We start from the raw sequence: 26494 nt of genomic DNA, 5'->3' as shown, positions 1-26494 counted from the left end.
CCCCCTTTAACTTATATATATAAGTTAATAATAACATAAAAAAAGGTCTGAACGTTATTTCGTTCAGACCTTCCTCTCTTAATCTTCCATCGTTGATAAGTCACCTGTTGGTAAGTTTAATTCCCACGCTTTTAATACGCGGCGCATAATTTTACCACTTCTCGTTTTCGGTAATTTATCTCTAAATTCAATTTGTCTTGGCGCTGCATGAGCTGCTAGGCCTTTCTTTACAAATTGACGAATCTCTTCTTTTAATTCATCAGATGGTTCGTATCCTGCTCGAAGCGCGATAAATGCTTTAATGATTTCTCCGCGCACTGGATCAGGAATACCAATTACACCAGCCTCTGCAACAGCAGCATGCTCGATTAATTTGCTTTCTACTTCAAACGGACCAACTCGCTCACCTGACGTCATAATTACATCATCAATACGCCCTTGGAACCAGAAGTATCCATCTTCATCCATATAAGCAGAGTCACCTGATACGTACCAATCTCCCGGCATAAAGTAAGATTCATACTTTTGCTGGTTATTCCAGATTCCACGCATCATCGCTGGCCAACCTTTACCAATTGCTAAGTTACCCATTGTGTATGGAGGAACTTCATTTCCTTCATTATCAACAATCGCTGCTTTCACACCTGGAATTGGTTTACCCATTGAACCTGGACGGATTTCCATACAAGGGTAGTTACAAATAACTTGTCCACCTGTTTCTGTCATCCACCACGTATCATGAATACGAAGTCCAAATGCGTTCATACCCCAGCGAATTACTTCTGGATTTAACGGTTCACCAACGCTTAATACGTGACGAACTTGTGATAAATCATATTTTTTAATTGCGTCTTGTCCAGCTCCCATTAACATACGGAATGCTGTTGGTGCACTATACCAAACTGTTACACCGTAATCTTGCAGTGCTTCATACCACGCTTCTGGGCTAAAGCGTCCACCTAAAATAACATTGGATGCTCCAACTAACCACGGTGCGAAAATACCGTAAGCCGTTCCAGTTACCCAGCCTGGGTCAGCTGTACACCAATATACATCATCTTCTTTTAAATCTAATACCCATTTCGCCGTTTGATAGTGCTGAACCATTGCGTTCTGCGCATGAAGAACACCTTTTGGTTTACCAGTAGAACCAGATGTGTAATGTAGAATCAAACCGTCTTCACGGCCTAACCATTCGATATGTAATTCTTTTGAAGCTTGTTCAAATAAAGGATTGAACGCTACCGTTTTACCGCCTTCTTCTACATTATCTCCAACAAGGAAGACTGTTTTTAAAGCAGGTAAATCATTTAATGGTACGCGCTCTAACAATTCAGGAGTTGTAATTAACACCTTCGCTTCGCTATCTTCTAAACGATCGCGAACTGCGCCTTCCATAAATGCTTCAAATAGCGGACCAACGATTGCTCCTAATTTCACTGCACCAAGAAGGGCAAAATATAATTCTGGAGAACGCGGCATAAAAATAAAAACGCGATCGCCTTTTTCTACATCGCCATAATTTTTCAGGACGTTTCCTGCTTTATTAGAAAAATCCTTCATTTCCTTAAATGTATATTTCTCTTTTCGCGATCCATCTTGATAATAAAGGGCTACTTTATTTTTACGATCGGATTTCGCATGCTTATCAATTGCCTCATACGCCATATTTACTCGGCCTGTTTCATTCCAAGTAAAGTTTTTATTAACCTCTTCCCAGTTAAAATTCGCGTATGCCTCATCATAATTCGGCAAATTATTTTCTCCTTTAATGACAGGAAGCGTTTCTACTTTCATACTTTACATCCCCCTCCTATGTATTCTATTATCTATTATAATGATATTATTTAAAATTTTCAGTATATTTGTTGATTTTTAGACAAATTTTTAATGACAAATTTCGATTCACATCGCATATATTATAAAGTACGATATTAATAGATTCACAAACCCTCAAGGTGGTGAGTAATACATTGATTCATAAAAAAATATATAATGCTAGAAACTTAAAAACAGCGAAAGGCACTTTAATTATTGAAGGTCCTGTCTCTACACATAACTTAGAAATGTATGAATTTCATCCCGATTTAGTTGCGTTTCGTCCTGCCGAGCAGCAATATAAAGCAATTGTCGAAATTTCTAAATTACCAGAAGCTCGTCTCATTATTGCAAGACATGACCAAACGATTGTTGGATATGTTACATACTTATATCCTGATCCGCTCGAACGATGGTCAGAAGGAAAGATTGAAAACTTAATTGAACTCGGGGCAATTGAAGTTGTCCCCGCCTTCCGCGGTTGCGCTGTCGGAAAGAACTTATTAGAAGTTTCAATGATGGACGATTATATGGAAGATTACATTATATTGACGACTGAATATTATTGGCACTGGGATTTAAAACAAACAGGCTTAAATGTTTGGGAGTACCGAAAAGTAATGGAAAAGATGATGAATGCTGGTGGCTTACAATGGATGGCTACAGATGATCCTGAAATTTGTTCACATCCTGCTAACTGTTTAATGGTCCGCATCGGTAAACGCGTTGATACGGATTCTATTCAAGCATTTGATCGTCTACGTTTTCACAATCGTTTTATGTATTAATAAAGGGGGCAACTGGAATGATTGTAGAAGAAATTATGAATCAAGATGTGGTGACACTACATCCAAACGATACAATCGAAACAGCAATCCGAACGATACGCACGAAAGGCATTCGGCACATTCCAATTGTCGATCAAAATAATCATGTCGTAGGCATTATTTCTGATCGGGATGTAAGAGATGCAAGTCCGTCTATTTTAGATGAACAAGTTTCACTCGATATGCTGAAGCAACCACTTGAACTTATTATGAAACATCCTGTAATGACTTGCCATCCTCTCGATTTCGTTGAAGAAATTGCTACTTTATTTTTTGAAAATAAAATTGGCTGTCTCCCTGTTACAAAGGCTGGCAAGCTAGTTGGAATCATTTCTGAATCTACTGTACTGCACACGTTAGTGAAATTAACAGGAGCACATCAACCAAGTTCACAAATTGAAATTCAAGTAAAAAACGAACCTGGTATTCTTGGAAAAGTCGTTGCTATTTTTAGTGACTTGCAAATAAATATCGTGAGCGTTCTCGTCTATCCAGCAAAAGATGAGAATGATAAAGTACTCGTTTTCCGCATTCAAACGATGAATCCGCTAAAAGTGATTGATGCACTTGAAGCAGAAGGCTACCGCGTATTATGGCCGAACATTATGGGGATGCAAGCATGAGTAGCGCGTTTATTTATTCGGATGACTTTCGGGGCTATTCGTTTAGCCCTGATCATCCTTTTAACCAACTACGCGTCACACTTACGTATGATTTATTACAAAAGGGCGGTTTTATCTCTCCCTCCCAAATCATCTCACCACGGATGGCTACAGATGAAGAGATCGCCTACGTTCATACAGAGGAGTACATAAATGCGGTAAAACGTGCTGGAGAAGGTAAGTTAGAAAAATCAATTGCGATGACATATGGACTCGGAACAGAAGATACACCGATGTTTCCAAATATGCACGAAGCAAGCGCATTACTCGTTGGCGGTACGTTAACTGCTGTCGACGCTGTTCTTTCCGGGAAAGTAAAACACGCACTTAATTTAGGCGGTGGCTTACATCATGGCTTCCGCGGCAAGGCATCTGGCTTTTGTATTTATAACGATAGTTCCATCGCAATGAAATATATACAGAAAAAATACGGTTTACGTGTTTTATATATTGATACAGATGCTCATCACGGTGATGGTGTACAGTGGTCTTTTTACGACGATCCTAACGTATGCACCATTTCACTACATGAAACTGGGCGTTATTTATTCCCTGGAACTGGTGCTGTAAATGAACGCGGACAAGGTAATGGCTATAGTTATTCTTTTAACGTTCCACTCGATGCCTTTACAGAAGACGAATCGTTTTTAAATTCATATCGCACTGTCGTAAAAGAAGTTGCCGCATACTTTAAACCGGATATTATTTTAACGCAAAACGGCGCTGACGCACATTATTACGACCCACTTACACACCTTTGCGCAACGATGAATATTTACCGTGAAATACCGAAGCTCGCTCGCGAAATCGCTAATGAATATTGCGAAGGTCGCTGGATCGCTGTCGGCGGCGGTGGCTATGACCACTGGCGCGTCGTCCCAAGAGCTTGGGCACTCATTTGGCTCGAAATGAACAACATCCAAAACATCTCAGGTTATCTCCCTCCAGAATGGATTGACGCTTGGAAAGGACAAGCTGAAACAGAACTTCCCCTCACATGGGAAGATCCAGACAACATGTATAAACCGATCCCCCGTAAACCAGAAATTGAAGAAAAGAACGCATTAACTGTAACGAAATCCCTTGAAATAATTCGGAATAATATGACAAAATCTTTGTACTAAACGAAAAGGAGGCTCGTTTTTGAATAGCCTCCTTTTATTTATAGCTTGCTATTATTGTCGGTTTCTGTCGGTAAGTCGATATATTTTGATAATCGCTGATATATTTTAATAACCGCCGATATATTTCGAAAATCGCTGATATATTTTATTTCATAATTAAGTGGTCCAACTTTTATCAGAAAAGGTCGTGATATTATGTGGACACAACAAATAATCAACACGAAACGTGGCACATTTGAAATCTTTACAAAAGGAAGTGGCGAACCGCTTTGCATTACACATCACTATTCACAATTTAATGAAACTGGTGATTACTTTGCGAATGTTTTCACTGCTATGCATCGTGTATTGCTCATTAATTTACGAAACGCTGGTAACTCAGCAAAAGCCAATTCAGAAAAAGAATTAGGTATGATTGAAACCGTTCACGACTTAGAAGCAATACGGGAAGCTTTACAACTCCCAACATGGCATTTCGCTGGCCACTCAACAGGCGGTATGCTTGGGCTTTTATATGCGATTACATATCCAAATTCCTTACAATCATTAGTCATCGTTGGAGCTGCAGCAAGTAACTATACCGAAACACCATTTTGTATTTATCACCCGACACATCCACAGTTTCATTATATGCAAAAGCTCATCGAAAACTTAAAAACCCCTCGCCTTACAAATGCAGAAAGAAAAAAACTATCTACTAATAGAACAAAATTATCATTGTATAAACCAGAAAACTACAACTCTTATTTTAGTAAACCAATCCAAAAAACAATGTCCGCTAGCCGGATGAATGCTTTCGCCAATGAATATCCTTCATTTGATTTAAGAGAGCATTTACCTTCCATCCAAACAAAGACACTTATTATATGCGGAAGACATGATGTACAGTGCCCAATTCAGTATTCTATTGAGATGCATGATGGCATACGTAATTCTATCTTTGTGATATTTGAGGAGAGTAACCATTATCCTTTTTTAGAAGAATCCAGTCGGTTTACTTCTATTACTCAAGAATTTTTTGGGATTAAAAAGAAAATTAAGGACTAACAAAGGCAATAAGTCTAGGAAGAGAGAACAAGTTTATTAGTGCTGTTTTGCTAAAGGAGGAAAATAGGGTGAAAGAAAAATTATTAAGAGTTGGAACGACTTATATTCCAGTTACCAACGTAGAGCTTTCTTTAAACTGGTATGTAAATAAATTGGGAGCAGAGTTGAACTTTAAAGACGAAGACAAAGCTATTATTAACTTTGCAAATCAAAGCTTTTTTCTAGTTAAATCCCAAGATAATCAAACCTTAAATTTTTTTGATTTTCACGGTGAAGAACGCTTTTCTATAACATTCGAAGTTAACGGATTACATGTACTAGAATCAATTCATAGTGAATTTATTGAAAAGGAAATTCTAGTTGGAGAGATTGAAAACAGAGGGCATGCTGGGAAGAATTTTGTTTTTTATGATTTAGATGGTAATAAATTTGATGTTTGGAGTGAATTAAGTCCTATTTTCAAAGAAAAATACCTAATATAGAGTGATTTTTTACAATCAGACGTAAGTATTAAATAACATAGAAAGATACGAGGCTTATTCCATTAAAGCCTCGTTAATGAATATATTAACCTTCAAAAGAAATATTTCACACTAGAAACAACAAGAAGAACAAAAAAATCATTAAACCTACATCAAATAATACTGCCTTTTTATCTCCTTCTTTTAAACTTATCATAAAACTAGAAATTATTTTAATTCCAAAAAAGACCATCATAAATAACCAACCGAAATGATCATTCGTAGAATCTCCATCATAAAACATTTGTATTGCACCGATAATTAATAAGATAAGTATGATATTAGTTCCAATCTTTAAAGCCTTGTTTAATTTATTATCTTTTAATGTATCTCTCAAAATGTCGCACGCCCTCTCATACTCCCCTATGTTTTATCTCTCTTTATATTTTAACATAAATTACCTATTATTCCCTTTTTGTTCAAATAACATAAAAAACCTGCCAATTACTCGGCAGGTGCATTACACGTTAAAGCGATAACCAGCTCCCCATACTGTTTCAATATATTGCGGGTGGGCGGGATCTCTTTCAATTTTTTCGCGTAGTTTTCTAATGTGAACAACGACAGTAGCTAAATCACCAGCTGAGTCTAGTCCCCAAATACGTTCAAATAACTGTTCTTTATTTAATACTTGGTTTGGATGCGTTACAAAGAATGTTAATAAATCAAATTCTTTCGTTGTAAACGCAATTTCTTCATTGTTTATAAAAACTTTTCTCGCTCGCTGATCAATAGAAATTCCGTGAATGTATAACGTATCACGTTGCTTACTCACATTTCCTGATAATCTTTCATAACGAGAAATATGAGCTTTTACCCTTGCGACTAATTCACTCGGGCTAAACGGTTTCGTTATATAATCATCCGCTCCTAAACCGAGTCCGCGAATTTTATCTATATCTTCCTTCTTTGCTGAAACAAGTAAAATCGGAATGTCTTTTATAGCACGTATTTGTTTACAAATTTCAAAACCGTTCATTTTCGGAAGCATAATATCTAAAATAATTAGATCATAATCTTCCTGAAGAGCCATTTGTAGACCTACTTCTCCTGAATGTTCTACATCGACTTGAAAATCACTAATTTCTAAATAATCTCTCTGTAATTCTGCAATACTTATTTCATCTTCTACTAGTAAAATTCTCTTCATTCTACTCACCACATTCCTGTACTTTTTTCAATGAGAAGAAAATACTTGTACCTTCCCCAAGCTTACTTTCCGCCCAAATTTCTCCGCCATGTTCTTCAACAATTTGTTTCGCTATCGCTAAGCCAAGTCCACTTCCACCTGTGCTAGAATTTCGCGATTGCTCTGCACGATAAAACCGCTCAAATATATACGGCAGCGTATCAGCTTCTATACCTGCCCCATTGTCCATCACTTTCACAATAACTTTATTGTTATCACTCAATACTGTTACAGTAATTTTCTTCTCTTCTTTATCCATGTATTTCACACTATTATGAATTAAATTTGATATCACTCTATTTATCTTTTCGCAATCAGCCGTTACATATAGTGGTGATGAATGTAATTGTAAGTAAACTTCTATACCTTCCTCACTTAAATCCATCTGCATCTCTTCTAATAATTCCTGCATAAACACGTTTAACTCTATCGTTTCAAACTGAAAGGGAACTCGATTCAAATCAAGCTTCGAAAACAAAAAGAGCTCATCAATAAGTGTATCCATATGTTTTGCCTTCGTATGAATGGTCGTTAAATACTTATCCATTTTCTCTGGCGTATTTGCGACTCCATCTTTTATGCCTTCTACATATCCGATAATAGATGTGATCGGTGTTTTTAAATCATGAGATATATTGGAAATGAGCTCTTTTCGATTTTCTTCATACTGCGTTTGCATCTCTATCGACTCTTTTAATTTCTTTCTCATTTCCTCAAACCCTTGATTTAATTGCCCGATTTCATCATGGGATGTAACTGGAATTTGAAAATCTAAATTCCCTTCTTTAATTCTCCCAGTCGCATCTTTCAACACAAAAATTGGTTTTATCACACTTCTTGAGACGAAATAACTTACTAATCCAATGAGTAATATCGCTAACAGTAAAAGTGCTACGAATAAAATTGGAAATAATTTTTGTGTAAGATCTACAAATGAACTTTGCCTTTTTAGTACAAATATACTCCCTTCTTCATCTCCGGGAAAATAAAAATCAAATTTTACATATCGATAAAATGTATCGCCTAGTTCTGTTGTACCACGACTATTAATATTTGCTGATTCAAATTTCGGAATGGCTTCTTTTAAAGATACACCTTCAAATATTTTTGTAGCATAAGAAATGGTTTCTCCCTTTCTTACAACTATTTTCACCCCTTCTTTTTCAAGTGATGAAACGAACGATTCATCTAATAGTTGTGATTGATTTTTCTTTGCCGCTAATTTCAATTCAATATACGTATTCTCTTCTTCTGGCGTAAGCGGCTTTTGAATATAGGAACTTTTATAGAAATTTTTCACTGATTCCAAGTCTCCTGTTATAGAAAAAACAATTAAAAATCCCGCGACTAATATGAGCGTGATGGAAACGAGAATAACAGCGATATAAGAGAATAAAAATCTTGTTTTAATAGACATATGTTACATCCTCACTTTAACAAACCATGTTATTCATAAGCATAAAAATATATGTTCAAATACTCAAGCGATTTTATAGTAACTTTAGCGTCAGTTTATAAAAATTTAATGTTCTTCTTTTACAGTTGAAATGAGGAGGTTGAAATTCCATGTTCAAAAAAACATTAAGCATGTTATGTTGCGTAATTTTTTTACAAGGTTGCTCACAAGAACAAGAAGTTAAAAAGGAGATGACAAGCATGGAGACAGCGCTACACGGTGCAGATGTAAATATTCCAGACAACGATGGTGTTACCCCGTTAGAGCATGCTCGCGCTCATAACTTTGAAGAGATAGAGAAGATTTTGTTAGAAGGACGTAAGTAAAAAGCTAATTTTTGCCTTCCTCTCCCATCCTATGCTACATTTAAGCCGTTACATCAATATTAATAGGGTAACTAACTGTTACGATTTATTTAACAAATTATAACCAAAGTTAATTAAATATATCAGTAAGCCCTGCTAGTCAAGTGATTGGCTAGTAGTGAGGGTTAACTGCGGGCAATCCCTAAAGCTGATTGAACTACAACGTGGCTAGAAATGGTGAGCGTGAATGTTGCGAAAGCAGAAAAAATCAATCAGATGGTGCAAGGTTAAATCCTAAACACTAGAACAATGGGTCTTCCGCCTCGAATCATCTAAGTCAAAAGTGATAAGATGAACGTTCAACGACTATCTCGTATAACTGACGAGAGTACACCACAAGCCTATGGTGGTGGAAAAATCCTCTATCTCTAAAGAGATAAACATATAGTCTGCGCTCATGTGAAAATATGAGAAGTTCATAAGAGAACTGGCTAAGGAATTGCGCCCTTAGTTGAACAAGATAAATTTTATTGAATCTATCAAACTTCATTGAACTTGTCGAACGTATGTGCTATGTTAGGTTCAATGAGGTGAGAATAATAATGAAATTTTCACGAGTTAGTCAAGTATCGGAATTAACAGGTTTGTATCCGAGTAGTCTCAGGAGAATGCTGGTGGAACACGCTGCCATTCAGAAGAATCAATCTTTCGTTATCTAAAAGATAAGTGCTCGAATATTCGCACAGTAAAGGAGTTAAATTCTGATGATATTGGCGAAGAAAGTCAGACAGATTCCAACGCCTGAACAAGAACAAGTGCTTAGAAACCATGCTGGTGCTGCAAGATTTGCTTATAACTATTGTAAAAGAATGAGTGATAGATATTATAAGCTATTTGGAAAATCTGTTTCACAGTTAGCTTTACAGAAACGATTTACAAAGATCAAGAAGCGAAAGAGATATGAGTGGTTAAAAGACATTAATGCACAAGTTCCTAAACAGGCTTCAAAAGATTTTGATACGGCGAGGAAACATTCGTTCAAAAAGTACAAAAATGGTTATCACACTTCTTATAAATCCAAAAAAGATTTAATTCAAGGATTTTATGCCAATTATGAAAGACTGATTATAGGAAAGAAAGTAGTTTATATTCAGTCCATTGGAGAAGTGAAAACAAGCCAACAACTACCACGAAACAAAAAACCATCCAATCCAAGAGTTACCTTTGATGGTCGTCACTGGTGGATGAGTGTAGGGTTCCAAGAAAACTTTGAATCCCAAGAACTAACCAATGATTCGATTGGTGTGGATGTTGGTTTAAAAGAGCTGTTTGTAGCTTCTAATGGTACGAAAGAACGAAATATAAACAAAGATGCCAAGGTTAAAAAACTTTTGAGAAGGAAAAAGTCAGCGCAAAGAGATATGTCTAGGAGATTTAAAAAAGGTGTAAAAATTCAATCTGCCGGATATGAAAAAGCTAAAACTGAGCACCTGCGGTTATCTAGGAAAATTACGAATATCCGAAATAACCATATCCATCAAGCAACAGCTAAATTGGTGAAAACCAAACCAAGGAGAATTGTTGTGGAAGACTTACCTATCTCAAACCTGTTAAAAAACAAAAAACTATCGAAGGCACTTTCCTTTCAAAAATTAAACTTCTTCTTTCAATGTTTGTCATACAAGTGCGAGAAGTACGGCATTGCGTATGTAAAAGCTGATAAATGGTTCGCCTCAAGCAAGATTTGTTCATGTTGCGGAGTAAAATACAACCATTCAGTTCAACCGGAAGGACAGTGGAGTTTAAAAATACGTGAGTGGTGTTGTGTTGGGTGCAATAGCCATCACGATAGGGATGTAAATGCGTCGATAAATTTATCAAGATGGGTAAAATAAATGCTTGATAATAGGAGGTAACGATACTGCCTCGTGTGGAGTGTTATACCCCTCGTCCCTTTGGGGCTGCGAGAACACGATGAAGCACTAACTTGTGTAAATTTGATTGAATTGTATAGATTTAGTTAAGTTTATCGTATCGGTGGGAATAAACATGAATAAACCTAAAATTGGGATGATTGGACTTGGAGGTATTGCGCAAAAGGCCTATCTTCCAACACTTACAAAAGAAACAGATTGGAATTTTGTAGGGGCGTTTACACCTAACGCGGAGAAAAGGAAACAAGTTTGCCACCAATACCGCATTCAAGACTTTCATTCTATTGAAACGTTGGCTTCAGAATGTGATGCAATCTTCGTCCATAGTTCAACTGCTACACATTATGAAATCGTTTCTGAACTTCTGAAAAAAGGAATTGACGTTTATGTTGATAAGCCGCTAGCAGCTACAGTGGAACAAGCTGAGCAACTAGTCGAGTTGAGCGAAAAGCATAACAGAAAGTTAATGGTCGGATTTAATCGCCGATTCGTTCCTATGTATGTTGCTGCAAAAGAGCAAGCTCATAATATTTCATGGGTTCGAATTGAAAAACACCGCACAAATAAAGTGGGGCCATATACGTACGACTTTACTATGTTAGATGATTACTTACATATTGTAGATACTGCTCGCTGGTTAGCTAATGATGATCTTAACGTCGTTCATAATATGATGCAAATAAATGAAAAGAATGAACTTCTTTACGGACATCACACATATACAACGCCAAGTGGACTGTTACTTTCTACCGCAATGCATCGCCACGCCGGTACAAATTTAGAACAAATTGAACTTGTAACGACAGGTAAAATCATTCGCGTAAAAAATATGAACACATTTGAAGTTGAGCAGGAAAATGCAGTTTCTCAGATTGGTTCACCATCATGGGATACGACGTTAAAACAACGTGGTTTTGAAGATGCTGTTCATCATTTTATTGAATGTGTACAAGGAGATACAAAGCCTGTTGTAGATGGATTAGAAGGATTAAAAACGCAGCAGCTGCTGCAATCTCTACTGGAGAATGTAAACAAAAATTAAAACGGATACATTTTTCAGAATTTACTTTCATTCCCATTTTCTCTTTATTTCTCTCACAAATTTCTATAGAATATGTTGATAGGAATTATAAATTTCATATTGAATCGTGGAAAGGATGGGATTAACACATGTGGAACGAGTTTAAAAAATTCGCATTCAAAGGGAATGTAATCGATTTAGCTGTCGGGGTTGTAATCGGTGCTGCATTTGGTAAAATCGTTAGTTCTTTAGTAAAAGATATTATCACACCATTACTTGGTATGGTATTAGGTGGCGTTAACTTTACAGATTTACATTTTGGATATGGTAAATCTGCTGTTATGTATGGTAACTTCATCCAAACTATTTTTGATTTCTTAATTATTGCAGCTTCTATCTTTATGTTCGTTAAAGTGTTCAACAAACTAACATCTAAAAGAGAAGAAGAAGAAAAGACAGAAGAAATTCCAGAACCAACAAAAGAAGAAGTTCTTCTTAGCGAAATTCGCGACTTATTAAAACAACAAAATTCTTCTAAAGATAGAGCATAATTGAACGGATAAAAAGGCATGCCCCTCGGGACATGCCTTTTCTATATTCTATAACGTTTCCGAATTCATATGAATAAATAAAATAATACCTGCAACCATAAGTACCATAATACTACCTGCAAATAGTGTAATACCCATGAACATTAAACTTGTGCTCATGTCCACTGATACACTTTCAATAAAAATAGAAATTACATACGTGATAAGGGCAATTCCTGCAAGAATACTTCCTGGAACAAATCGCTTTAAGCCATTTTGTTTTAACGTCATATATGCAAAAATAGCAGTCATACAAAGCGTAATTATCCAAAGAACGATCATCTCTTCTCCCCCCTCACAAGCCTTTTCTTTCTATTATACATGACATTGCCCTATAATAGTTAAATTTGCACTTATGTGACATATAACAAGGAACAATACCATTTTGTAGCGAAGTCACCAATAGGCCATATACTCGGGAGGATTTCAATTGGAAGATGATATTGTAGGATATTTTAAACAGGTAGAGCGATTCGATTATATTACAATCGACTTAGACACAAAGTTTTTTTTATGTCTAAGTTGTACAATTAGAAACAAATATAACTTTACTAAAATTATCACTTAACTTAGACAAAGATGAAATTATTATTGCTGGCAATGTAAAACAATATAATCCTTCTAGGTTAGAACAGTTAATACAAAGTTTTAAGCGCACTGCACACAAACATGCCTGGAACATAATTTACGAAGTCCTGAAGAACTTTTTGCATTTTGGAAAGAAAATTGACCACCAAAAAAATGGATATTTTTTATATAAATCGATATAATTACCATATATAAATATTCTTTACAAGGGAGTGTTCATAATGATTTGGATTTCACTAATCGTATTAGCCTATTTCATCATTCTCGTCCCAATACAGTACAACTATATTAAGATATTAAAGAAAAAACAGAAAAAAATGAACGTGTCACAAAACGAACTATATGACAACATGTCTTATGAAGAATCCCAAATACACTATCATTATCAAAGCAACGTATTTACAATACCTGCTTCGCTTGTCGCAAGTATTATTTATAAGGTGAAACATGCAGCATAATATGTACGCTGTAAAATTATTATTTGAATCTGTTCATTCTGGTGAGCCTCATCCTACGAAAGTGGATGAGCATTATGAAGAAAATCACGATAAACTTTTTGAAGAAAGTATTATCCTCGTTAAAGCAAACGACCTAGAGGAAGCTCACGAATTAGGCAAAAAAATAGCTATACACTCTGAAGAATCGTACGATAATGTGTACGGTGAACAAGTCACATGGAAGTTTCGAAAAGTGTTACATGTATTTGAATTAAATGATACTTCATTTGAAACAGGAACAGAGTTGTACGCAAGATTTTTACACGTTAAAAAAAATGAAACGGTAGATACAATAGTTAAAACATACTACCCTGAATACGAATAAAAGCTCACAGCAATTGCTGTGAGCTTTTTTATACTTATTTCGTTGAATCTCTAAATTGGATACGGTGAGGTAAGATAACAGTGTGATCTTCCACTTTTTCTTTGTTCATATACTTTGTTAATAGACGCATTGCTACTGCACCGATATCATACATTGGTTGTACAACTGTTGAAAGTTGCGGACGAACCATTAATGCAAGGCGTGTATTATCGAAACCAAGTACTTCTACATCAGTTGGTACGTTTAATCCAGCGTCTTGTGCTGCATGGATTACACCTAGTGCCATTTCGTCAGAAGATACGAAGATTGCTGTTGGCTTTTCATCACTGCTCCAAAGCTTTTCGAATGCTTCGATACCTGAATCATATGTGTAATCTCCATCGATTATAAGATTTTCATCATATGAAATACCTGCTTCTTCTAAAGCTTTTTTATAACCTTGTAACTTCTTCGCGCTTCCCGCTTTATTAATGAAAGGACCAGAGACGAAACCGATACGCGTATGCCCTTGCTCAATAAAGTGCTTCATTGCGTCGTAAGCTGCTTGCGTATAATCAATATTTACTGATGGCGTTTCATTTTGCTCATCAAATGACGCTGCTAATACGATTGGTACTGGAGACTTTTTGAATTCTTCAATGTGAATGTCTGTAATATCTTCACCCATGAAAACAATTCCGTCCACTTGTTTTCCAAGCATCGTATTTAATAAATGGAACTCTTTCTCTTTGTTTTGGTCAGAGTTACTTAAAATGATGTTATATTTGTACATTGTTGCGATATCTTCAATTCCACGAGCAAGTTCTGCATAAAACGTATTTGAGATATCAGGAATAATAACACCTACTGTAGTTGTCTTCTTACTTGCTAGTCCACGTGCTACCGCATTTGGGCGGTACCCTAAACGATCAATCGCTTCTAATACTTTCTTTCTTGTTGTAGGCTTTACATTTGGATTACCGTTCACTACACGAGATACGGTAGCCATTGAAACGTTTGCTTCACGCGCTACATCATAAATTGTTACGTTCATCTCATCGCACACTCCTTCTATTTTTGTTATCTATTTTTATGTATCGGTTACTTGAATGAAAAAAAGACATCAACTCTATTTGCAGATGCCACCAATCGTCCCGAGTTCTTCCTTTTACTAATGATACGATAAAAACGCAGGCTCATACAATATTTTCCCGCAAAAGTTTCGAAAAAATTCGCTTCTTTTCTCGTATTTTCGTATTTTTTATGAAAAAAAGGGCATTTTTTGTAAAAAAATAGATATCCCATGAGTACAAACTGTATATTAAGCCGTACGTTAGTAAATGAAATTTATATCGGCGATTTATATATATCGACTTACCGACAGAAACCGACAATGATATTCATTTGATGCGCGCTGGATCTGGGCTGGCAATAGAAGGTCACATCACCCTGTAGAATGCGTTATATCGGCAACGACAGGTAAATGTGTTGCTTTCTTTAAAATCGGCGCAGCGGATATAGGAAGCGTATTACGCGGCGCTCCTTCCCATCGTACCTTTTCACTTACAATAAAAAAAGACAGTTTAAACACTGTCTTTTTTTATAAGAAGGAAACAAACGGTTTTTCGCTGTTTTTCTCTTTTATAATAATTGCCTCAATTTTACTCTCGGACTTTATCTGCAATTGTACTTTCGCATCTTTAGGTAATTTTTCTAACATACTTTGAGCAGCCATTTGAGTAAGAGCCATTAATTCTGTTTTACCGTTATATTTAATAACGATATTCATATTTAATGTATCCATCTGATTTTTCTTGTAAGAAACTTTAGCATTTACTGGGATAAAATCTGCCGGAGAAAAACCTTTCATCGCATCAGCAAATTCAGTTATTTTTGTATTATCTTCTCCATGTGCTTGTTTAAATTCATCAGAAGGATATGAATATGCTTGTTCATCGATCGTACTCCAATTTCCAAGGTTCGTATCATTCTTTTGAACGGTAGCACTAGCAATATACGTCCCATTTTTTAAAGAACTTGTACTTTCTTGCTTAAAGATAGCAAACGTAATTGGAGACTTATTATACTTGTCATTTTTATTAATCGCTTCAATAAGTTGCTTGGCAACTTCAGTACCCTTAGACATAGCTTCTTCATTCGATACACTTGAAGACATGGCTAACCCGATCACAACGCCAGATAAACTTAATTCATTTGAATTCTGCTTCCCGAAATAGTCTTGTTCTATAATATTTGTCAAAACGGGTGCTTTTACTTTTGCGACTAGTTCATCAACTAACTTCTCCGGAATATACTGATTTAATTGTAGTACATGATTTTCTGTATCAAATTGCTCTTTTGCAATATTCATTAAACCATTTTCATACTCTGCTAAATCTAATTTAGAATTTGTTGTTATATTAGCTGTATTGATAACCTTTTGTTCTTTTAAAGGAATTACAGTTCTATAATAATCTTTAGAAACAGCAGTTCTCGGAATCATGCTTTTTTCTTTCGTATCCTTCTGTATAACTTCATCCTTCTTACTAATCGTATCATTACTACAAGCTCCTAGTAATAAACTTACGACCGCGAAGGATAATGCCATTTTCTTCATTACTTAAAACCTACTTTCAACAATCTAATTATTTAATTTGAACTAATAACAGTGTACCATTAAATATATTTCAACAAAAACAAAAAAAAGAAGCAAGCACCTTTCGCTTGCTTCTTTTTACTTAATATTCTCTTCTAAAGCGTCTTTTTTAATGTTCCAATGAGACGTATTCCATACTACCATCCCATCTTTTATGTATAACACTTGCGGAGATTCATGTTTAATGCTGTACTGTTCTGCAACACGATTCGAAACATCTCTCGCATCTTGTACGTATAAGTAATACGCTGGTACTGCTCTTTCTTCACTACAATACGCTTGAAATTCTGTATATGCACCGTGACTAATCGGGCATGTCGTACTATGTTTAAAAAGAACATAAGGCTCGTTTTTTTCTACTAATACTTCAAGTTCTTCAATTGCTTCAATTTTTGTCATATTCATCACGATTCACCTCTCATACGAAGTCTAGAGCGCTTTTCTTTCTTTTCAGCTTTTTTCTCAAGTCTTTCTAATTTACGCTCTTCTTTTTCAACCTTTTTCTCTTGTCTTGTCGCACGATAATGATTGTATACTTCAATTGCTGCGCTACTCCACTGTACAACTTGCGCTACTTTATCGGCATTATTTTCAATTTCGTCCGTAACAGAATCTGATACATTACGAAGTTTCGTATTTAAAGAATGGATTGTCGTTCCAATTCCATCTACACCCGATACTACTTTATTTAATGATTGTGACTTCTGTTGAATGTCATCAGCTAACGCATTTGTTTTATGTAATAATTGCTCCGTCTCTACGCTAATCCCTTGCATTTGCTTTTCTAAACCTTCTAACGTGCTTGCAACGTTTTCTAACGTCTTTTGAACCGATAACAACGTTCTGCATACATATACTACTAATACAGCGAAAGCAACCGCGATAATAGCCGCACTTACATATAAAAGAACTTGCATTTCATCACTTCCTTTATCTTTTTCATACTTTCCCCTATTATACAATCATTTTCCGTTTCGTTCTAATCCCTATCTTTTCATTAGAATTTTCATACTTATTCGTTAACTTTAACATAAATGATTCAACAAATTCCACTAAGTAGGTTACAATAGGAGAGGATACATAATTAGTAGGGAGGCTTTACATATGAAAGATCCACGCATTGAAAAGTTAGCATACAATTTAATTAACTACTCTATCCGCTTACAAAAAGGCGAAAAAGTATTAATTGAAAACTTTGGCTTACAAAAAGAACTTGTAACTGCACTTGTAAAAGAAGCATATGCAGCTGGTGGTTTCCCATTCGTTTCTTTAAAAGATCATCAAGTAGATCGCTCTTTATTAATGGGTGCTACTGAAGAACATTTTGAACAAATCGCTGCATATGAAGCAAGCGTAATGAAAGATATGGACGCTTATATCGGTCTTCGCTCTGGCGATAACATTAACGAACAAGCTGACGTGCCAAGTGAAAGAATGCAAATTCACGGTCAAACAGTTGGTAAGAAAGTTCATAGAGACATCCGCGTTCCGAAAACGCGCTGGGTTGTTCTTCGCTACCCAAATGCTTCTATGGCGCAGCTTGCTAAAATGAGCACAGAAGCTTTCGAAGACTTCTACTTCGAAGTTTGTAACTTAGACTACGGTAAAATGGATAAGGCGATGGATAGCCTTGTTACATTAATGAATAAAACTGATAAAGTTCGCCTAACTGGCCCTGGAACTGACTTAACATTCTCTATTAAAGATATTCCAGCTATTAAATGTTCAGGTCATTTAAACATTCCAGACGGTGAAGTATACTCTGCACCAGTTCGCGATTCTGTTAATGGTACAGTTTCTTACAACACACCATCTCCTTACAACGGTTATACATTTGAAAATGTACAACTTAAATTTGAGAACGGTCAAATCGTTGAAGCAACTGCAAACGATACAGAGCGCATTAACAAAATCTTCGATACAGACGAAGGCGCACGCTTCGTTGGTGAGTTCGCAATTGGCGTAAACCCATACATCTTACATCCAATGGGAGACATCCTATTCGATGAAAAAATCGATGGCAGCTTCCACTTTACACCTGGACAAGCTTACGAAGATGCATGGAACGGTAACAACTCGAACATTCACTGGGATCTAGTATGCATCCAACGCCCTGAATACGGCGGCGGCGAAATTTACTTCGACGACGTACTAATCCGTAAAGACGGACGCTTCGTTGTATCTGAACTAGAAGCTTTAAATCCAGAGAACTTAAAATAATAAATAAAAACGCTCGGAATTTTCTCCGAGCGTTTTTCATTTATTACCTACCATTTCTATTTTCACATGTGGACTCTCTTTTTCTACAAGCGATAAAAACTGCTCCATATGTTGCGGCATCGCAACCATATGTACTTTGTATGTATTCGTCGTAATTTCAAGGGATTTCCCAACTTGACGAATGATTCGTATCTCTTTCAATACGATATCGTCATTTAAAATACCGTACTTTAATACCCCATTTTCTACTTTGTGCTTTTTAATAAATACTTCCCAAACGAGTGGTACATTTACAAGGAAACATAAACCCATTCCAATTAACGCTGACATCCACTGCTCTTTATTTGAGATAATCATGACAAGTGGATATACGAACATAAAAACTAACGTGAGACAAACGAAAATTACTACCGATTTACTTCTTTGAATCGGAATGTTCATACACGCACCCCCTACCCCAAATTATACCACTTTTTCCATTTTAGTTCATAAAAAAAGGCCATTTCTACATGACCTTCTTAAACAATATATCTATAGAATTTCTTATCCACCTGTAACACTGGAAAACTTTTTGGCAAATCTTCTATATCCACACTTTGAAAACCATTCTTTTCATAAAAGCGATGTGCTGCTAAAAATTTCACTGTCGTTCCTAAGTAAATATCTTTCAGCTTTTTATTCTCAGCCCACGAAATTGCTGTTTGGAGCAACTTATGTGATGCGCCCCATTCTTTTCCGCGAAATTCTTTTTTTACGAACATTTTTCTTAGCGCTACTTGCTGATTCTCAATATCTAATAAAGCTACTGTTCCAACTACTTTATCATCATAAGTTGCTACCCAAAAGTTTCCATGATTCCTTTGATAAAATGTTTCTATTTCAAGCAGGTCTGGCTGCTCTTCTTTCGTAATGGGGACATTGTACTCTTTTTGCTGAATATGAACGATAAGATCTACTACTTCATCTTGAAACGTACTTTCATACGGAATAATGCGTATCTTCTCGTTCATCGAATCTCCTTCCACTCTGAAGCTAGTAAACTATATACAGCGATATCGTGAAAATGATCATATAGCCATTCATCATCTCTTAAAATACCATCTAACTTAAAACCTAAACGCTCTGGAATAGCGCGGCTTTTCACATTTTCAACACCGCATCTAATTTCCACTTTATTTAATTTTAAATTCTCAAATGCATATTGAAGTACAGCCTTCACGCTACGCGTCATAATACCTTTCCCGCCAGCATCTTCTGCCAGGTAATATCCGAGACTGGCCGCTTTCTTCCCCCAACTTACCGGATGAATGCCTACCATCCCAACGAGCTTTCCTTTATAACGTATGCCACTTTCAAAACCGTCTCCCTCTGCAAACTTCTTTAACCACATCGGACAAATCTCATCATACGCACCAGCTGATTTCATCCCATCTACCCAAGGAAGCCATCTTCGTAAATGATTACGGTTTTGGTCTATTAATTGATATAGTTCCTCTTTATGATGCTTCTCTAATAACTGTAATTCGATTTCATCGTCTACTCGAAGTGTGAACATGTTTTTTAGCTCCCTTTTAGTTTTCTTATTATTCTAACACTTACAGATATAAATTGTTAAATATTCACACTTTATTTTAAATTATATATATGAACACCCACTATATATGATTGATATCTAGATATGAGTCATATATAGTTAAAGCATGGAAAAAAATGATAATTTTATAATTCAATTACGTAAAGGTGTTTTTGATCTTGCTATTTTGTCTTTAATAAGTAAACAACCTATGTACGGATACGAAATTACAAGTGCATTACAAGATATCCCTGTGTTTCATATCCCAAACGGTTCGATTTACCCCATATTAAATCGAATCACGAAAAACAATTGGGCTATTTCCTATTGGGAAGAGTCCGGTGATGGCCCAAAAAGAAAATACTATCGAATTACAGACGAAGGGAGAGAAATTTTACATAGTCGCTTACATGATTATGATGCAGTGTATCATGCTCTAATGTTACTAGCTAAAGGAGAGGATAAAAAATGAACAAGGAACAATTCTTTTCAAATGAACTCATTGCTTCTTTCTTACAGGATTTCGACAAAGGTTTAATGAACTTACCTACCTCAGCAAGAGAACAACATGTGCTAGAAATCAAATCCGATTTATATGAAAATGCATTAAGTAAAGAAAATGAAGGGATACCATTAGCAAGCATCCCTTCACAAGTGATTGAAGAATTTCTTCCTCCAAAAGAATTAGCACAGGAAATTGCCGGAGAATATACAGACGTTATTCAAGATGCACAGCAATTTACAAATACATTTATTAAATACTTTACAGGGCTATCTGTTGCTCCACTCGTTGCTTTATCAGTACCTATCGCACTTGGCTTTATAAATATTTCAGCTAATTTACCATTTTTATTAGCCTTTATCGTAAGCAATATTTGGTTCATCTGTAGAGAAAACCATTGGAATACAAAGCAATTAAAATTTTTAAAAACAATGATTTCCTTTAGTACTAGCGTTTTAATTGCACTTCCGTTTGCATTCTTCGCGATTCGAATTATGATAACAAAACAATTCGATATATTTTCATTCTATTATTTAATCGGATATGTACTTTTTAGTTCACTATATATCTTTTTATTAAAACAACTATACAAAAAGAATAAACACTATCAACAGATTAACGCTTTTTAAAATATATCGAACACAACAAAAAAAGACGCACAGCCACAGCTATGCGTCTTTTCTATTACTTCTCTGCAACTTGAACTTCTTTTACGTAAGCTGCTTCGAATTTTTGGATGTCTCCTGCGCCCATGAAAATTAGAACGCCGTTTTTATGTTTCTTTAATACATCCGTTGTTGTATCTGTAATTAGTTCTGCACCGTCAATACGCTTTTGCAGATCTTCGATTGTTAATTCACCTTTGTTTTCGCGCGCTGATCCGAAAATATCACATAAGTATACTTGGTCAGCTTTGCTTAAGCTTTCAGCGAACTCATCTAAGAACTTTTCTGTACGTGAGAATGTATGCGGCTGGAATACAGCGACAACTTCACGCTCTGGATGTTTTTGACGAGCTGCTTCAATCGTTGCATTAATTTCTGTCGGATGGTGTGCGTAGTCATCGATAATAACTTGCTCTCCCATTGGCTTTTCATTAAAGCGACGTTTTACGCCTTCAAAAGTTGTTAACTGATGCTTAACTGCTTCTACATCAACGTTTTCATAATGGCAAAGCGCGATTACTGCTAATGCATTTAATACGCTGTGGTTGCCGTATCCTGTAATTTTGAACGTGTCATAGTACGTATTACGAACGAATACATCGAAAATAGTACCATCTGTTCTCTTTTGAATGTTACGTGCTTGGAAATCATTATCTTCTCCAAATCCATAGAAAATAACAGGTACTTTCGCTTGAATTTTTTGAAGTTCTTCATCATCCCCACATGCAATAATACCTTTTTTCACTTGCAATGCCATCTCTTGGAATGCATTGAATACATCATTGATATCTGAGAAATAATCTGGATGATCAAAATCAATGTTTGTCATAATTGCATAGTCTGGATTGTAAGACAAGAAATGACGACGATACTCACAAGCTTCAAATACAAAATACTTACTATTTTCTACCCCATGCCCTGTTCCATCTCCAATGAGGTAAGATGTAGGGTGTGCACCTTGCATTACATGGGCTAACAAACCAGTTGTTGATGTTTTTCCATGTGCACCAGTTACAGCAACACTTGTGTATTGGTTCATAAGATCACCTAAGAAGTGATGGTAACGATGTACTGGGATGTTTAATTCTTTTGCTGCTACAATTTCTTCATGCGTATCAGGAAATGCATTTCCTGCAATAATCACTTGTCCTTCTTTTACATTATTTTTATCAAAAGGAAGGATCGAGATATTACGCTTTTCCAACGCTGTTTGTGTAAAGAAACGCTTTTCATAATCAGACCCTTGAACAGTATGCTTCATGTCATGAAGAATTTGAGCTAATGAACTCATTCCTGTTCCTTTAATTCCTACAAAATGGTAAACTGTCATCTTAAAGAACCTCCAACATTTCGAACTAATACAACGGCCTATCTATAAGACAGTATATGAATCTTTTCTTATTTTGGTAATCATCATACATTTTTGATGTAGTGAAGTTATTCTTTCCCTTCACTTATCAGGATAAACTCGTACGTACTTCTTTTTTATGTCCATAACAAATCCATTATAGCAAAAAAGAAGCCGCTATACTATGATAACAGAAAAACTGATAGGGTCAATCACCTATCAGTTTTTCTCTCTTTTACATATCTTCTCTTTTTTCTAATTGAACACGCTCTAGACGTGGGTTTGGACGATATTTACGACCAGCTTTCGCTTCTGGTTTTCCATTTAATTCTACGTTATCACCAGTAAAGCCAATATTCATTTTTAATAAGCTACTTCCTACTCCGTATATATCAACAGGTACGTTTTGAGCTTCAAATTCACGAATACGCTTCTCATCAAATCCACCAGTTACAACGATGTCTACATGCTGGAATCCTTCTTCATCAAGTGCTTTACGAAGTGCGAATACAAGTGATGGGTTTACACCACGTGGATCGAATGTTCCAAGTACTTCTGGGTGGCGAATGAAGTATTGATCAATCATCGTGCGCGACGTATCTACACGTACACCTTTTAATGTTGATCCAAATTCACGCGCTACGCGAAGTGCATCTGTAATGACATCATTATTGTAATCAATTAATACAACTAATTCATCTTCTGGGAATTTCTTATGATATGCTTTTGCCGCTTCCACAACATCACCATTAAACATTTGAATTAATGCGTGAGGCATTGTCCCCATACCACTTCTACCCCACCATTCATTCATCGCATGCGTCGCTTGTGCGCTCATACCCCCGATGTATGCTGCATAACCGTCACCAGCTTGTTGCGTATAATGATCGTCACGATCTCCCATGAAAATAACTGGTTTTTCTTTATCTACGCTACGCGCAGCTTGGACAACGTTATATACGTTTGTCGCAACTGATGTACGACGGGCTAAAATCCCATCAATGACACCTTCTAAAAATCCGAAATTTTCATAAGGACCATGAATTGTTAACACTGTTTCAAACGGACTAATATTATCGCCATCTTTTAAAGAGTTAATTTCAAGTTCCTCAGGATTTTTGGCGAATGTTTGTAGCAAAGCAATCACTTCATCTGTTCCGCAAAGAACTGCATTTTCCTTTTGGAAAAATTGCATCGTCACAACACTTTTCGGGCGAAATTCTTCAATGATTTCTCTAGTCTTTAAAAAGTAAACGGCAGAGAACCAACCTTCTCCAACACGTTCGTCAAATTTAAATGTTCTATTTGTTAGTCTATTTATTTCACCTTTTAATTTTAATTCAATTTCTTTCATGTCGCTTTACTCCCTACTTTACTATCCAACATTTTCTATTAGTATACAGCAAAACCGTTTACTATACATTTGTTTCCTGCATAGCAGCGAATTCATCCTCAGAAATAAGGACATCTCTCGGTTTCGTTCCTCTTCCTTCAGAAATAATCCCTTGCGATTCCATCTCTTCAATGAGACGTGCCGCGCGATTATAACCGATGCGGAATTTTCGCTGTACAGAAGATGTGGACGCTCCCCCTTGTTCTACAACAAATTGACATGCATCAAAGAACAATTCGTCTTCCGACTCAGCTTGTTCTGTTTTCGCTAATAAATCCTCTTGCTTAAATAAGTAATTCGGCTTCATTTGCTTTCTCACATGATCAACTGTTTTCTCAATCTCATCATCCGATACATATACACCTTGTACACGAACTGGTTTAGACGTACCGTTTCCTAAAAATAGCATATCACCACGGCCAAGTAATTTCTCCGCGCCCCCAATATCAATAATCGTACGCGAATCAACTTGAGATGATACAGTAAACGCAATACGCGTTGGAATGTTTGACTTAATTAAACCTGTAATAACATCTACAGACGGACGCTGCGTTGCTACTAATAAATGAATACCACAAGCACGTGCTTTTTGCGCAATACGACAAATCGCTTCCTCAACATCACCAGGTGCTACCATCATTAAATCGGCTAACTCGTCAATGACAATAACGATATAAGGTAATGTCTCTCCTGGAATTTCTCGCCCACTTACAATCGTATTATAACGAGTTAAATCACGAGCACCAGCGTGCGCAAACAATTCATAACGACGCTCCATTTCTTCAACCGCCCACTTTAATGCAGCTGTCGCTGCTTTTACATCCGTAATAACAGGTGCTACAAGATGCGGAACAGAATTGTATGGTGCAAGCTCAACCATCTTCGGATCGATTAACATTAACTTCACTTCATGCGGTTTCGCTTTATATAAAATGCTCGTTAAAATTGCGTTAATGCACACACTTTTACCAGAACCCGTTGCACCCGCAATAAGTCCATGTGGCATTTTTCGAATATCCGTTACAATTGGATCGCCTGAAATATCAAGTCCTAGCGCAACTGTAAGCGGTGATTCGCTCTTTGTAAACACAGGACTTCTTAAAATTTCACGAAGGAATACTGGCTTACTTTCTTTATTTGGAACTTCGATTCCAATCGCACTCTTCCCTGGAATCGGTGCTTCAATACGAATATCTTTCGCTGCTAAACTCAGTTTAATATCATCACTTAAGTTTGTAATTTTATTTACTTTCACACCTGGGTCTGGCTGTACTTCAAAACGAGTTACCGCTGGACCTTGCGATACGTTAATAACATGTGCACCAACGTGGAAATTATTAAATGTTGTATCTAATAATTCTTTCTGTTCATCCAACCATTCCGTATTATCTAAAGCTGCCTGCTGCGGAATTGACAACAATGTTAATGGCGGAATTGCATATGTCGGTGGTGTTTGCAATACATTTCGCATATCGTTCTCTCTTTGATTTACAACATATGCTTTCTCTTGTACTTCCGTACTTGAAGTTGGCTTTTGTACTTGCTCTACCACCACTTGTTGCACTGGACGTTCTTCCACTTGTGATTCCACCACTACTTGCTGCATTGGTTTCTCTTCCGCTTGTGGTTCTACTACTACTTGTTGCACTGGGTGTTCTTCCACTCGTGATTCTACCACTACTTGCTGCATTGGTTTCTCTTCCACTTGTGGTTCTACTGCCACTTGTTGCATTGGTCTTTCTTCCACTTGTGGTTCCACTACTACTTGCTGCATTGGCTTTTCTTCCACTTGTTGGACAGGCTTATTCTCTACTCGTTCACTCATAGAAGGTTGCATTGCATTTACTCTAGCCGCATGTCTTTCCATTAATCGCGTTCTGTCTTGTTTCAACATAACAACATTAAATGGGACATGGCGCTTTTTCTGACGTTTTGGTTCTTCTTTTTGTACAATTGGTTGCTCTTCTGAGACCGGTGTTTCCTCTACAACTTGTCGTTCTTCTGCAATCCGTGCTTCTTCTACAACTCGTTGTTCTTCCGCAATCGGCGCTTCTTCTACAACTCGTTGCTCTTCCGCAATCCGTGCTTCTTCTACAACTTGTTGTTCTTCTGCAATCAGTGCTTCTTCTACAACTGGCTGCTCTTCCGCAATCGGCGCTTCTTCTACAACTGACTGCTCTTCCGCAATCGGCGCTTCTTCTACAACTCGTTGCTCTTCCGCAATCCGTGCTTCTTCTACAACTTGTTGTTCTTC

At 36.5% G+C, this 26494-nt stretch carries 29 protein-coding genes and 1 pseudogene; 15 read left to right on the top strand and 15 right to left on the bottom strand.

The genetic code is table 11. The features are described 5' to 3' along the window. Window positions 1-78 precede the first annotated feature (78 nt). Window positions 79-1797, bottom strand: coding sequence for an acetate--CoA ligase (gene acsA / locus RBB48_RS00150; protein ID WP_046956190.1), 1719 nt, complete (start codon window positions 1795-1797; stop codon window positions 79-81). Between the two features lie 176 nt (window positions 1798-1973). Between acsA and acuA the strand changes: the two genes are divergently transcribed. From acuA to RBB48_RS00125, 5 genes are all read left to right on the top strand, one after another. Continuing rightward, window positions 1974-2606, top strand: a complete 633-nt coding sequence (acuA, locus tag RBB48_RS00145; protein WP_063222474.1) for an acetoin utilization protein acetyltransferase AcuA — start codon at window positions 1974-1976, stop codon at window positions 2604-2606. Between the two features lie 17 nt (window positions 2607-2623). Continuing rightward, the gene (locus RBB48_RS00140; protein WP_000634566.1) at window positions 2624-3268 is read left to right on the top strand and encodes an acetoin utilization AcuB family protein; all 645 of its coding nucleotides are present in this window, start codon (window positions 2624-2626) and stop codon (window positions 3266-3268) included. Continuing rightward, entirely contained in the window at window positions 3265-4431 is a 1167-nt protein-coding gene (gene acuC / locus RBB48_RS00135; protein ID WP_000092828.1) for an acetoin utilization protein AcuC, read from the top strand. The genes RBB48_RS00140 and acuC overlap by 4 nt, the downstream gene beginning before the upstream one ends. Before the next feature lie 195 nt (window positions 4432-4626). Then, window positions 4627-5478 (top strand): alpha/beta fold hydrolase, encoded by an 852-nt coding sequence (locus RBB48_RS00130; protein ID WP_306007299.1) that lies wholly within the window; start codon window positions 4627-4629, stop codon window positions 5476-5478. A gap of 68 nt (window positions 5479-5546) precedes the next feature. Next, window positions 5547-5960, top strand: coding sequence for a VOC family protein (locus RBB48_RS00125; protein WP_000660174.1), 414 nt, complete (start codon window positions 5547-5549; stop codon window positions 5958-5960). A 106-nt stretch (window positions 5961-6066) separates the two neighbouring features. Here the strand turns inward: RBB48_RS00125 and RBB48_RS00120 are convergent, their stop codons facing one another. From RBB48_RS00120 to RBB48_RS00110, 3 genes are all read right to left on the bottom strand, one after another. Then, window positions 6067-6336, bottom strand: a complete 270-nt coding sequence (locus RBB48_RS00120; protein WP_097908099.1) for a hypothetical protein — start codon at window positions 6334-6336, stop codon at window positions 6067-6069. Between the two features lie 123 nt (window positions 6337-6459). Further along, on the bottom strand, window positions 6460-7149 hold the full coding sequence (locus tag RBB48_RS00115) for a response regulator transcription factor (RefSeq protein ID WP_000821767.1): 690 nt from the start codon (window positions 7147-7149) through the stop codon (window positions 6460-6462). A gap of 1 nt (window position 7150) precedes the next feature. After that, entirely contained in the window at window positions 7151-8605 is a 1455-nt protein-coding gene (locus RBB48_RS00110; protein ID WP_098089157.1) for a sensor histidine kinase, read from the bottom strand. 149 nt (window positions 8606-8754) lie between these two features. Between RBB48_RS00110 and RBB48_RS00105 the strand changes: the two genes are divergently transcribed. The 4 genes from RBB48_RS00105 (at window position 8755) to mscL (ending at window position 12455) form a co-directional block, all read left to right on the top strand. Further along, window positions 8755-8970: an ankyrin repeat domain-containing protein gene (locus RBB48_RS00105; RefSeq protein WP_088064581.1), complete on the top strand. Its 216-nt coding sequence runs from the start codon at window positions 8755-8757 to the stop codon at window positions 8968-8970. A gap of 743 nt (window positions 8971-9713) precedes the next feature. Beyond that, window positions 9714-10844 (top strand): RNA-guided endonuclease InsQ/TnpB family protein, encoded by a 1131-nt coding sequence (locus tag RBB48_RS00100; protein WP_306007298.1) that lies wholly within the window; start codon window positions 9714-9716, stop codon window positions 10842-10844. 154 nt (window positions 10845-10998) lie between these two features. Beyond that, a complete protein-coding gene (locus RBB48_RS00095; protein WP_088610258.1) occupies window positions 10999-11925 on the top strand; it encodes a Gfo/Idh/MocA family protein in 927 nt (308 codons plus the stop codon). A 128-nt stretch (window positions 11926-12053) separates the two neighbouring features. Then, on the top strand, window positions 12054-12455 hold the full coding sequence (mscL, locus tag RBB48_RS00090; protein ID WP_000267007.1) for a large conductance mechanosensitive channel protein MscL: 402 nt from the start codon (window positions 12054-12056) through the stop codon (window positions 12453-12455). A 48-nt stretch (window positions 12456-12503) separates the two neighbouring features. Here the strand turns inward: mscL and RBB48_RS00085 are convergent, their stop codons facing one another. Continuing rightward, a complete protein-coding gene (locus tag RBB48_RS00085; protein ID WP_000636592.1) occupies window positions 12504-12776 on the bottom strand; it encodes a DUF3917 domain-containing protein in 273 nt (90 codons plus the stop codon). 148 nt (window positions 12777-12924) lie between these two features. On the opposite strand from RBB48_RS00085, the pseudogene dhp61 reads away from it, so the two are divergent. From dhp61 to RBB48_RS00070, 3 genes and pseudogenes are all read left to right on the top strand, one after another. Further along, window positions 12925-13224: pseudogene (dhp61, locus tag RBB48_RS00080) on the top strand (protein Dhp61). A 79-nt stretch (window positions 13225-13303) separates the two neighbouring features. Next, window positions 13304-13540, top strand: coding sequence for a DUF3949 domain-containing protein (locus RBB48_RS00075; RefSeq protein WP_088064585.1), 237 nt, complete (start codon window positions 13304-13306; stop codon window positions 13538-13540). A gap of 1 nt (window position 13541) precedes the next feature. Continuing rightward, the gene (locus tag RBB48_RS00070; RefSeq protein WP_137012498.1) at window positions 13542-13904 is read left to right on the top strand and encodes a DUF4288 domain-containing protein; all 363 of its coding nucleotides are present in this window, start codon (window positions 13542-13544) and stop codon (window positions 13902-13904) included. 34 nt (window positions 13905-13938) lie between these two features. Here the strand turns inward: RBB48_RS00070 and ccpA are convergent, their stop codons facing one another. From ccpA to RBB48_RS00050, 4 genes are all read right to left on the bottom strand, one after another. Beyond that, window positions 13939-14937 (bottom strand): catabolite control protein A, encoded by a 999-nt coding sequence (ccpA, locus tag RBB48_RS00065; RefSeq protein ID WP_001103309.1) that lies wholly within the window; start codon window positions 14935-14937, stop codon window positions 13939-13941. A 546-nt stretch (window positions 14938-15483) separates the two neighbouring features. After that, window positions 15484-16500 (bottom strand): CamS family sex pheromone protein, encoded by a 1017-nt coding sequence (locus RBB48_RS00060; RefSeq protein WP_088610259.1) that lies wholly within the window; start codon window positions 16498-16500, stop codon window positions 15484-15486. A 117-nt stretch (window positions 16501-16617) separates the two neighbouring features. Further along, window positions 16618-16944 carry a bacillithiol system redox-active protein YtxJ gene (ytxJ, locus tag RBB48_RS00055; protein WP_046956174.1) on the bottom strand — a complete coding sequence of 109 codons (327 nt, stop codon included), beginning with the start codon at window positions 16942-16944 and terminating at the stop codon, window positions 16618-16620. Beyond that, a complete protein-coding gene (locus RBB48_RS00050) occupies window positions 16944-17456 on the bottom strand; it encodes a DUF948 domain-containing protein (protein WP_001197725.1) in 513 nt (170 codons plus the stop codon). The genes ytxJ and RBB48_RS00050 overlap by 1 nt, the downstream gene beginning before the upstream one ends. Before the next feature lie 187 nt (window positions 17457-17643). Between RBB48_RS00050 and RBB48_RS00045 the strand changes: the two genes are divergently transcribed. Then, window positions 17644-18759, top strand: coding sequence for an aminopeptidase (locus tag RBB48_RS00045; RefSeq protein ID WP_046956172.1), 1116 nt, complete (start codon window positions 17644-17646; stop codon window positions 18757-18759). A gap of 36 nt (window positions 18760-18795) precedes the next feature. Here the strand turns inward: RBB48_RS00045 and RBB48_RS00040 are convergent, their stop codons facing one another. The 3 genes from RBB48_RS00040 to RBB48_RS00030 form a co-directional block, all read right to left on the bottom strand. Next, window positions 18796-19200, bottom strand: a complete 405-nt coding sequence (locus tag RBB48_RS00040; RefSeq protein WP_088610260.1) for a PH domain-containing protein — start codon at window positions 19198-19200, stop codon at window positions 18796-18798. A 77-nt stretch (window positions 19201-19277) separates the two neighbouring features. Continuing rightward, the gene (locus RBB48_RS00035) at window positions 19278-19769 is read right to left on the bottom strand and encodes a GNAT family N-acetyltransferase (RefSeq protein ID WP_088064589.1); all 492 of its coding nucleotides are present in this window, start codon (window positions 19767-19769) and stop codon (window positions 19278-19280) included. Further along, the gene (locus tag RBB48_RS00030; RefSeq protein WP_088610261.1) at window positions 19766-20314 is read right to left on the bottom strand and encodes a GNAT family N-acetyltransferase; all 549 of its coding nucleotides are present in this window, start codon (window positions 20312-20314) and stop codon (window positions 19766-19768) included. The genes RBB48_RS00035 and RBB48_RS00030 overlap by 4 nt, the downstream gene beginning before the upstream one ends. Before the next feature lie 145 nt (window positions 20315-20459). Here RBB48_RS00030 and RBB48_RS00025 point away from each other — a divergent pair, with 145 nt between their 5' ends. After that, window positions 20460-20804, top strand: coding sequence for a PadR family transcriptional regulator (locus tag RBB48_RS00025; protein ID WP_048544504.1), 345 nt, complete (start codon window positions 20460-20462; stop codon window positions 20802-20804). Beyond that, window positions 20801-21463 (top strand): HAAS signaling domain-containing protein, encoded by a 663-nt coding sequence (locus RBB48_RS00020; protein ID WP_199695301.1) that lies wholly within the window; start codon window positions 20801-20803, stop codon window positions 21461-21463. Before RBB48_RS00025 ends, RBB48_RS00020 begins: the two co-directional genes overlap by 4 nt. Window positions 21464-21518: 55 nt before the next feature. Here RBB48_RS00020 and murC read toward each other — a convergent pair whose 3' ends face one another. The 3 genes from murC to RBB48_RS00005 all read right to left on the bottom strand — a co-directional run. Continuing rightward, window positions 21519-22829: a UDP-N-acetylmuramate--L-alanine ligase gene (gene murC / locus RBB48_RS00015; protein WP_000219461.1), complete on the bottom strand. Its 1311-nt coding sequence runs from the start codon at window positions 22827-22829 to the stop codon at window positions 21519-21521. 253 nt (window positions 22830-23082) lie between these two features. Next, on the bottom strand, window positions 23083-24201 hold the full coding sequence (locus tag RBB48_RS00010; protein ID WP_000658380.1) for a nicotinate phosphoribosyltransferase: 1119 nt from the start codon (window positions 24199-24201) through the stop codon (window positions 23083-23085). A gap of 61 nt (window positions 24202-24262) precedes the next feature. Further along, window positions 24263-26494, bottom strand: a 2232-nt coding sequence (locus RBB48_RS00005) for a DNA translocase FtsK (RefSeq protein WP_306007297.1), incomplete at its 5' end; no start/stop codon positions are given.

Origin of the sequence: Bacillus sp. MMSF_3353, assembly GCF_030733445.1 — a bacterium.
Classification (GTDB): Bacteria; Bacillota; Bacilli; order Bacillales; family Bacillaceae_G; genus Bacillus_A; species Bacillus_A wiedmannii.
The sequence above is the reverse complement of the archived record's forward strand: the minus strand, read 5'-3'. Positions and strand labels throughout refer to the sequence as shown.

Coding starts and splice junctions, on each gene's coding strand:
- acsA (WP_046956190.1), bottom strand. CDS start 1,797: ATGAAAGTAGAAACGCTTCCTGTCATTAAAGGAGAAAATAATTTGCCG.
- RBB48_RS00140 (WP_000634566.1), top strand. CDS start 2,624: ATGATTGTAGAAGAAATTATGAATCAAGATGTGGTGACACTACATCCA.
- acuC (WP_000092828.1), top strand. CDS start 3,265: ATGAGTAGCGCGTTTATTTATTCGGATGACTTTCGGGGCTATTCGTTT.
- RBB48_RS00130 (WP_306007299.1), top strand. CDS start 4,627: ATGTGGACACAACAAATAATCAACACGAAACGTGGCACATTTGAAATC.
- RBB48_RS00115 (WP_000821767.1), bottom strand. CDS start 7,149: ATGAAGAGAATTTTACTAGTAGAAGATGAAATAAGTATTGCAGAATTA.
- RBB48_RS00110 (WP_098089157.1), bottom strand. CDS start 8,605: ATGTCTATTAAAACAAGATTTTTATTCTCTTATATCGCTGTTATTCTC.
- RBB48_RS00105 (WP_088064581.1), top strand. CDS start 8,755: ATGTTCAAAAAAACATTAAGCATGTTATGTTGCGTAATTTTTTTACAA.
- RBB48_RS00100 (WP_306007298.1), top strand. CDS start 9,714: ATGATATTGGCGAAGAAAGTCAGACAGATTCCAACGCCTGAACAAGAA.
- RBB48_RS00095 (WP_088610258.1), top strand. CDS start 10,999: ATGAATAAACCTAAAATTGGGATGATTGGACTTGGAGGTATTGCGCAA.
- mscL (WP_000267007.1), top strand. CDS start 12,054: ATGTGGAACGAGTTTAAAAAATTCGCATTCAAAGGGAATGTAATCGAT.
- RBB48_RS00085 (WP_000636592.1), bottom strand. CDS start 12,776: ATGATCGTTCTTTGGATAATTACGCTTTGTATGACTGCTATTTTTGCA.
- RBB48_RS00075 (WP_088064585.1), top strand. CDS start 13,304: ATGATTTGGATTTCACTAATCGTATTAGCCTATTTCATCATTCTCGTC.
- RBB48_RS00070 (WP_137012498.1), top strand. CDS start 13,542: ATGTACGCTGTAAAATTATTATTTGAATCTGTTCATTCTGGTGAGCCT.
- ccpA (WP_001103309.1), bottom strand. CDS start 14,937: ATGAACGTAACAATTTATGATGTAGCGCGTGAAGCAAACGTTTCAATG.
- RBB48_RS00060 (WP_088610259.1), bottom strand. CDS start 16,500: ATGAAGAAAATGGCATTATCCTTCGCGGTCGTAAGTTTATTACTAGGA.
- ytxJ (WP_046956174.1), bottom strand. CDS start 16,944: ATGAATATGACAAAAATTGAAGCAATTGAAGAACTTGAAGTATTAGTA.
- RBB48_RS00050 (WP_001197725.1), bottom strand. CDS start 17,456: ATGCAAGTTCTTTTATATGTAAGTGCGGCTATTATCGCGGTTGCTTTC.
- RBB48_RS00045 (WP_046956172.1), top strand. CDS start 17,644: ATGAAAGATCCACGCATTGAAAAGTTAGCATACAATTTAATTAACTAC.
- RBB48_RS00040 (WP_088610260.1), bottom strand. CDS start 19,200: ATGAACATTCCGATTCAAAGAAGTAAATCGGTAGTAATTTTCGTTTGT.
- RBB48_RS00035 (WP_088064589.1), bottom strand. CDS start 19,769: ATGAACGAGAAGATACGCATTATTCCGTATGAAAGTACGTTTCAAGAT.
- RBB48_RS00030 (WP_088610261.1), bottom strand. CDS start 20,314: ATGTTCACACTTCGAGTAGACGATGAAATCGAATTACAGTTATTAGAG.
- RBB48_RS00025 (WP_048544504.1), top strand. CDS start 20,460: ATGGAAAAAAATGATAATTTTATAATTCAATTACGTAAAGGTGTTTTT.
- RBB48_RS00020 (WP_199695301.1), top strand. CDS start 20,801: ATGAACAAGGAACAATTCTTTTCAAATGAACTCATTGCTTCTTTCTTA.
- murC (WP_000219461.1), bottom strand. CDS start 22,829: ATGACAGTTTACCATTTTGTAGGAATTAAAGGAACAGGAATGAGTTCA.
- RBB48_RS00010 (WP_000658380.1), bottom strand. CDS start 24,201: ATGAAAGAAATTGAATTAAAATTAAAAGGTGAAATAAATAGACTAACA.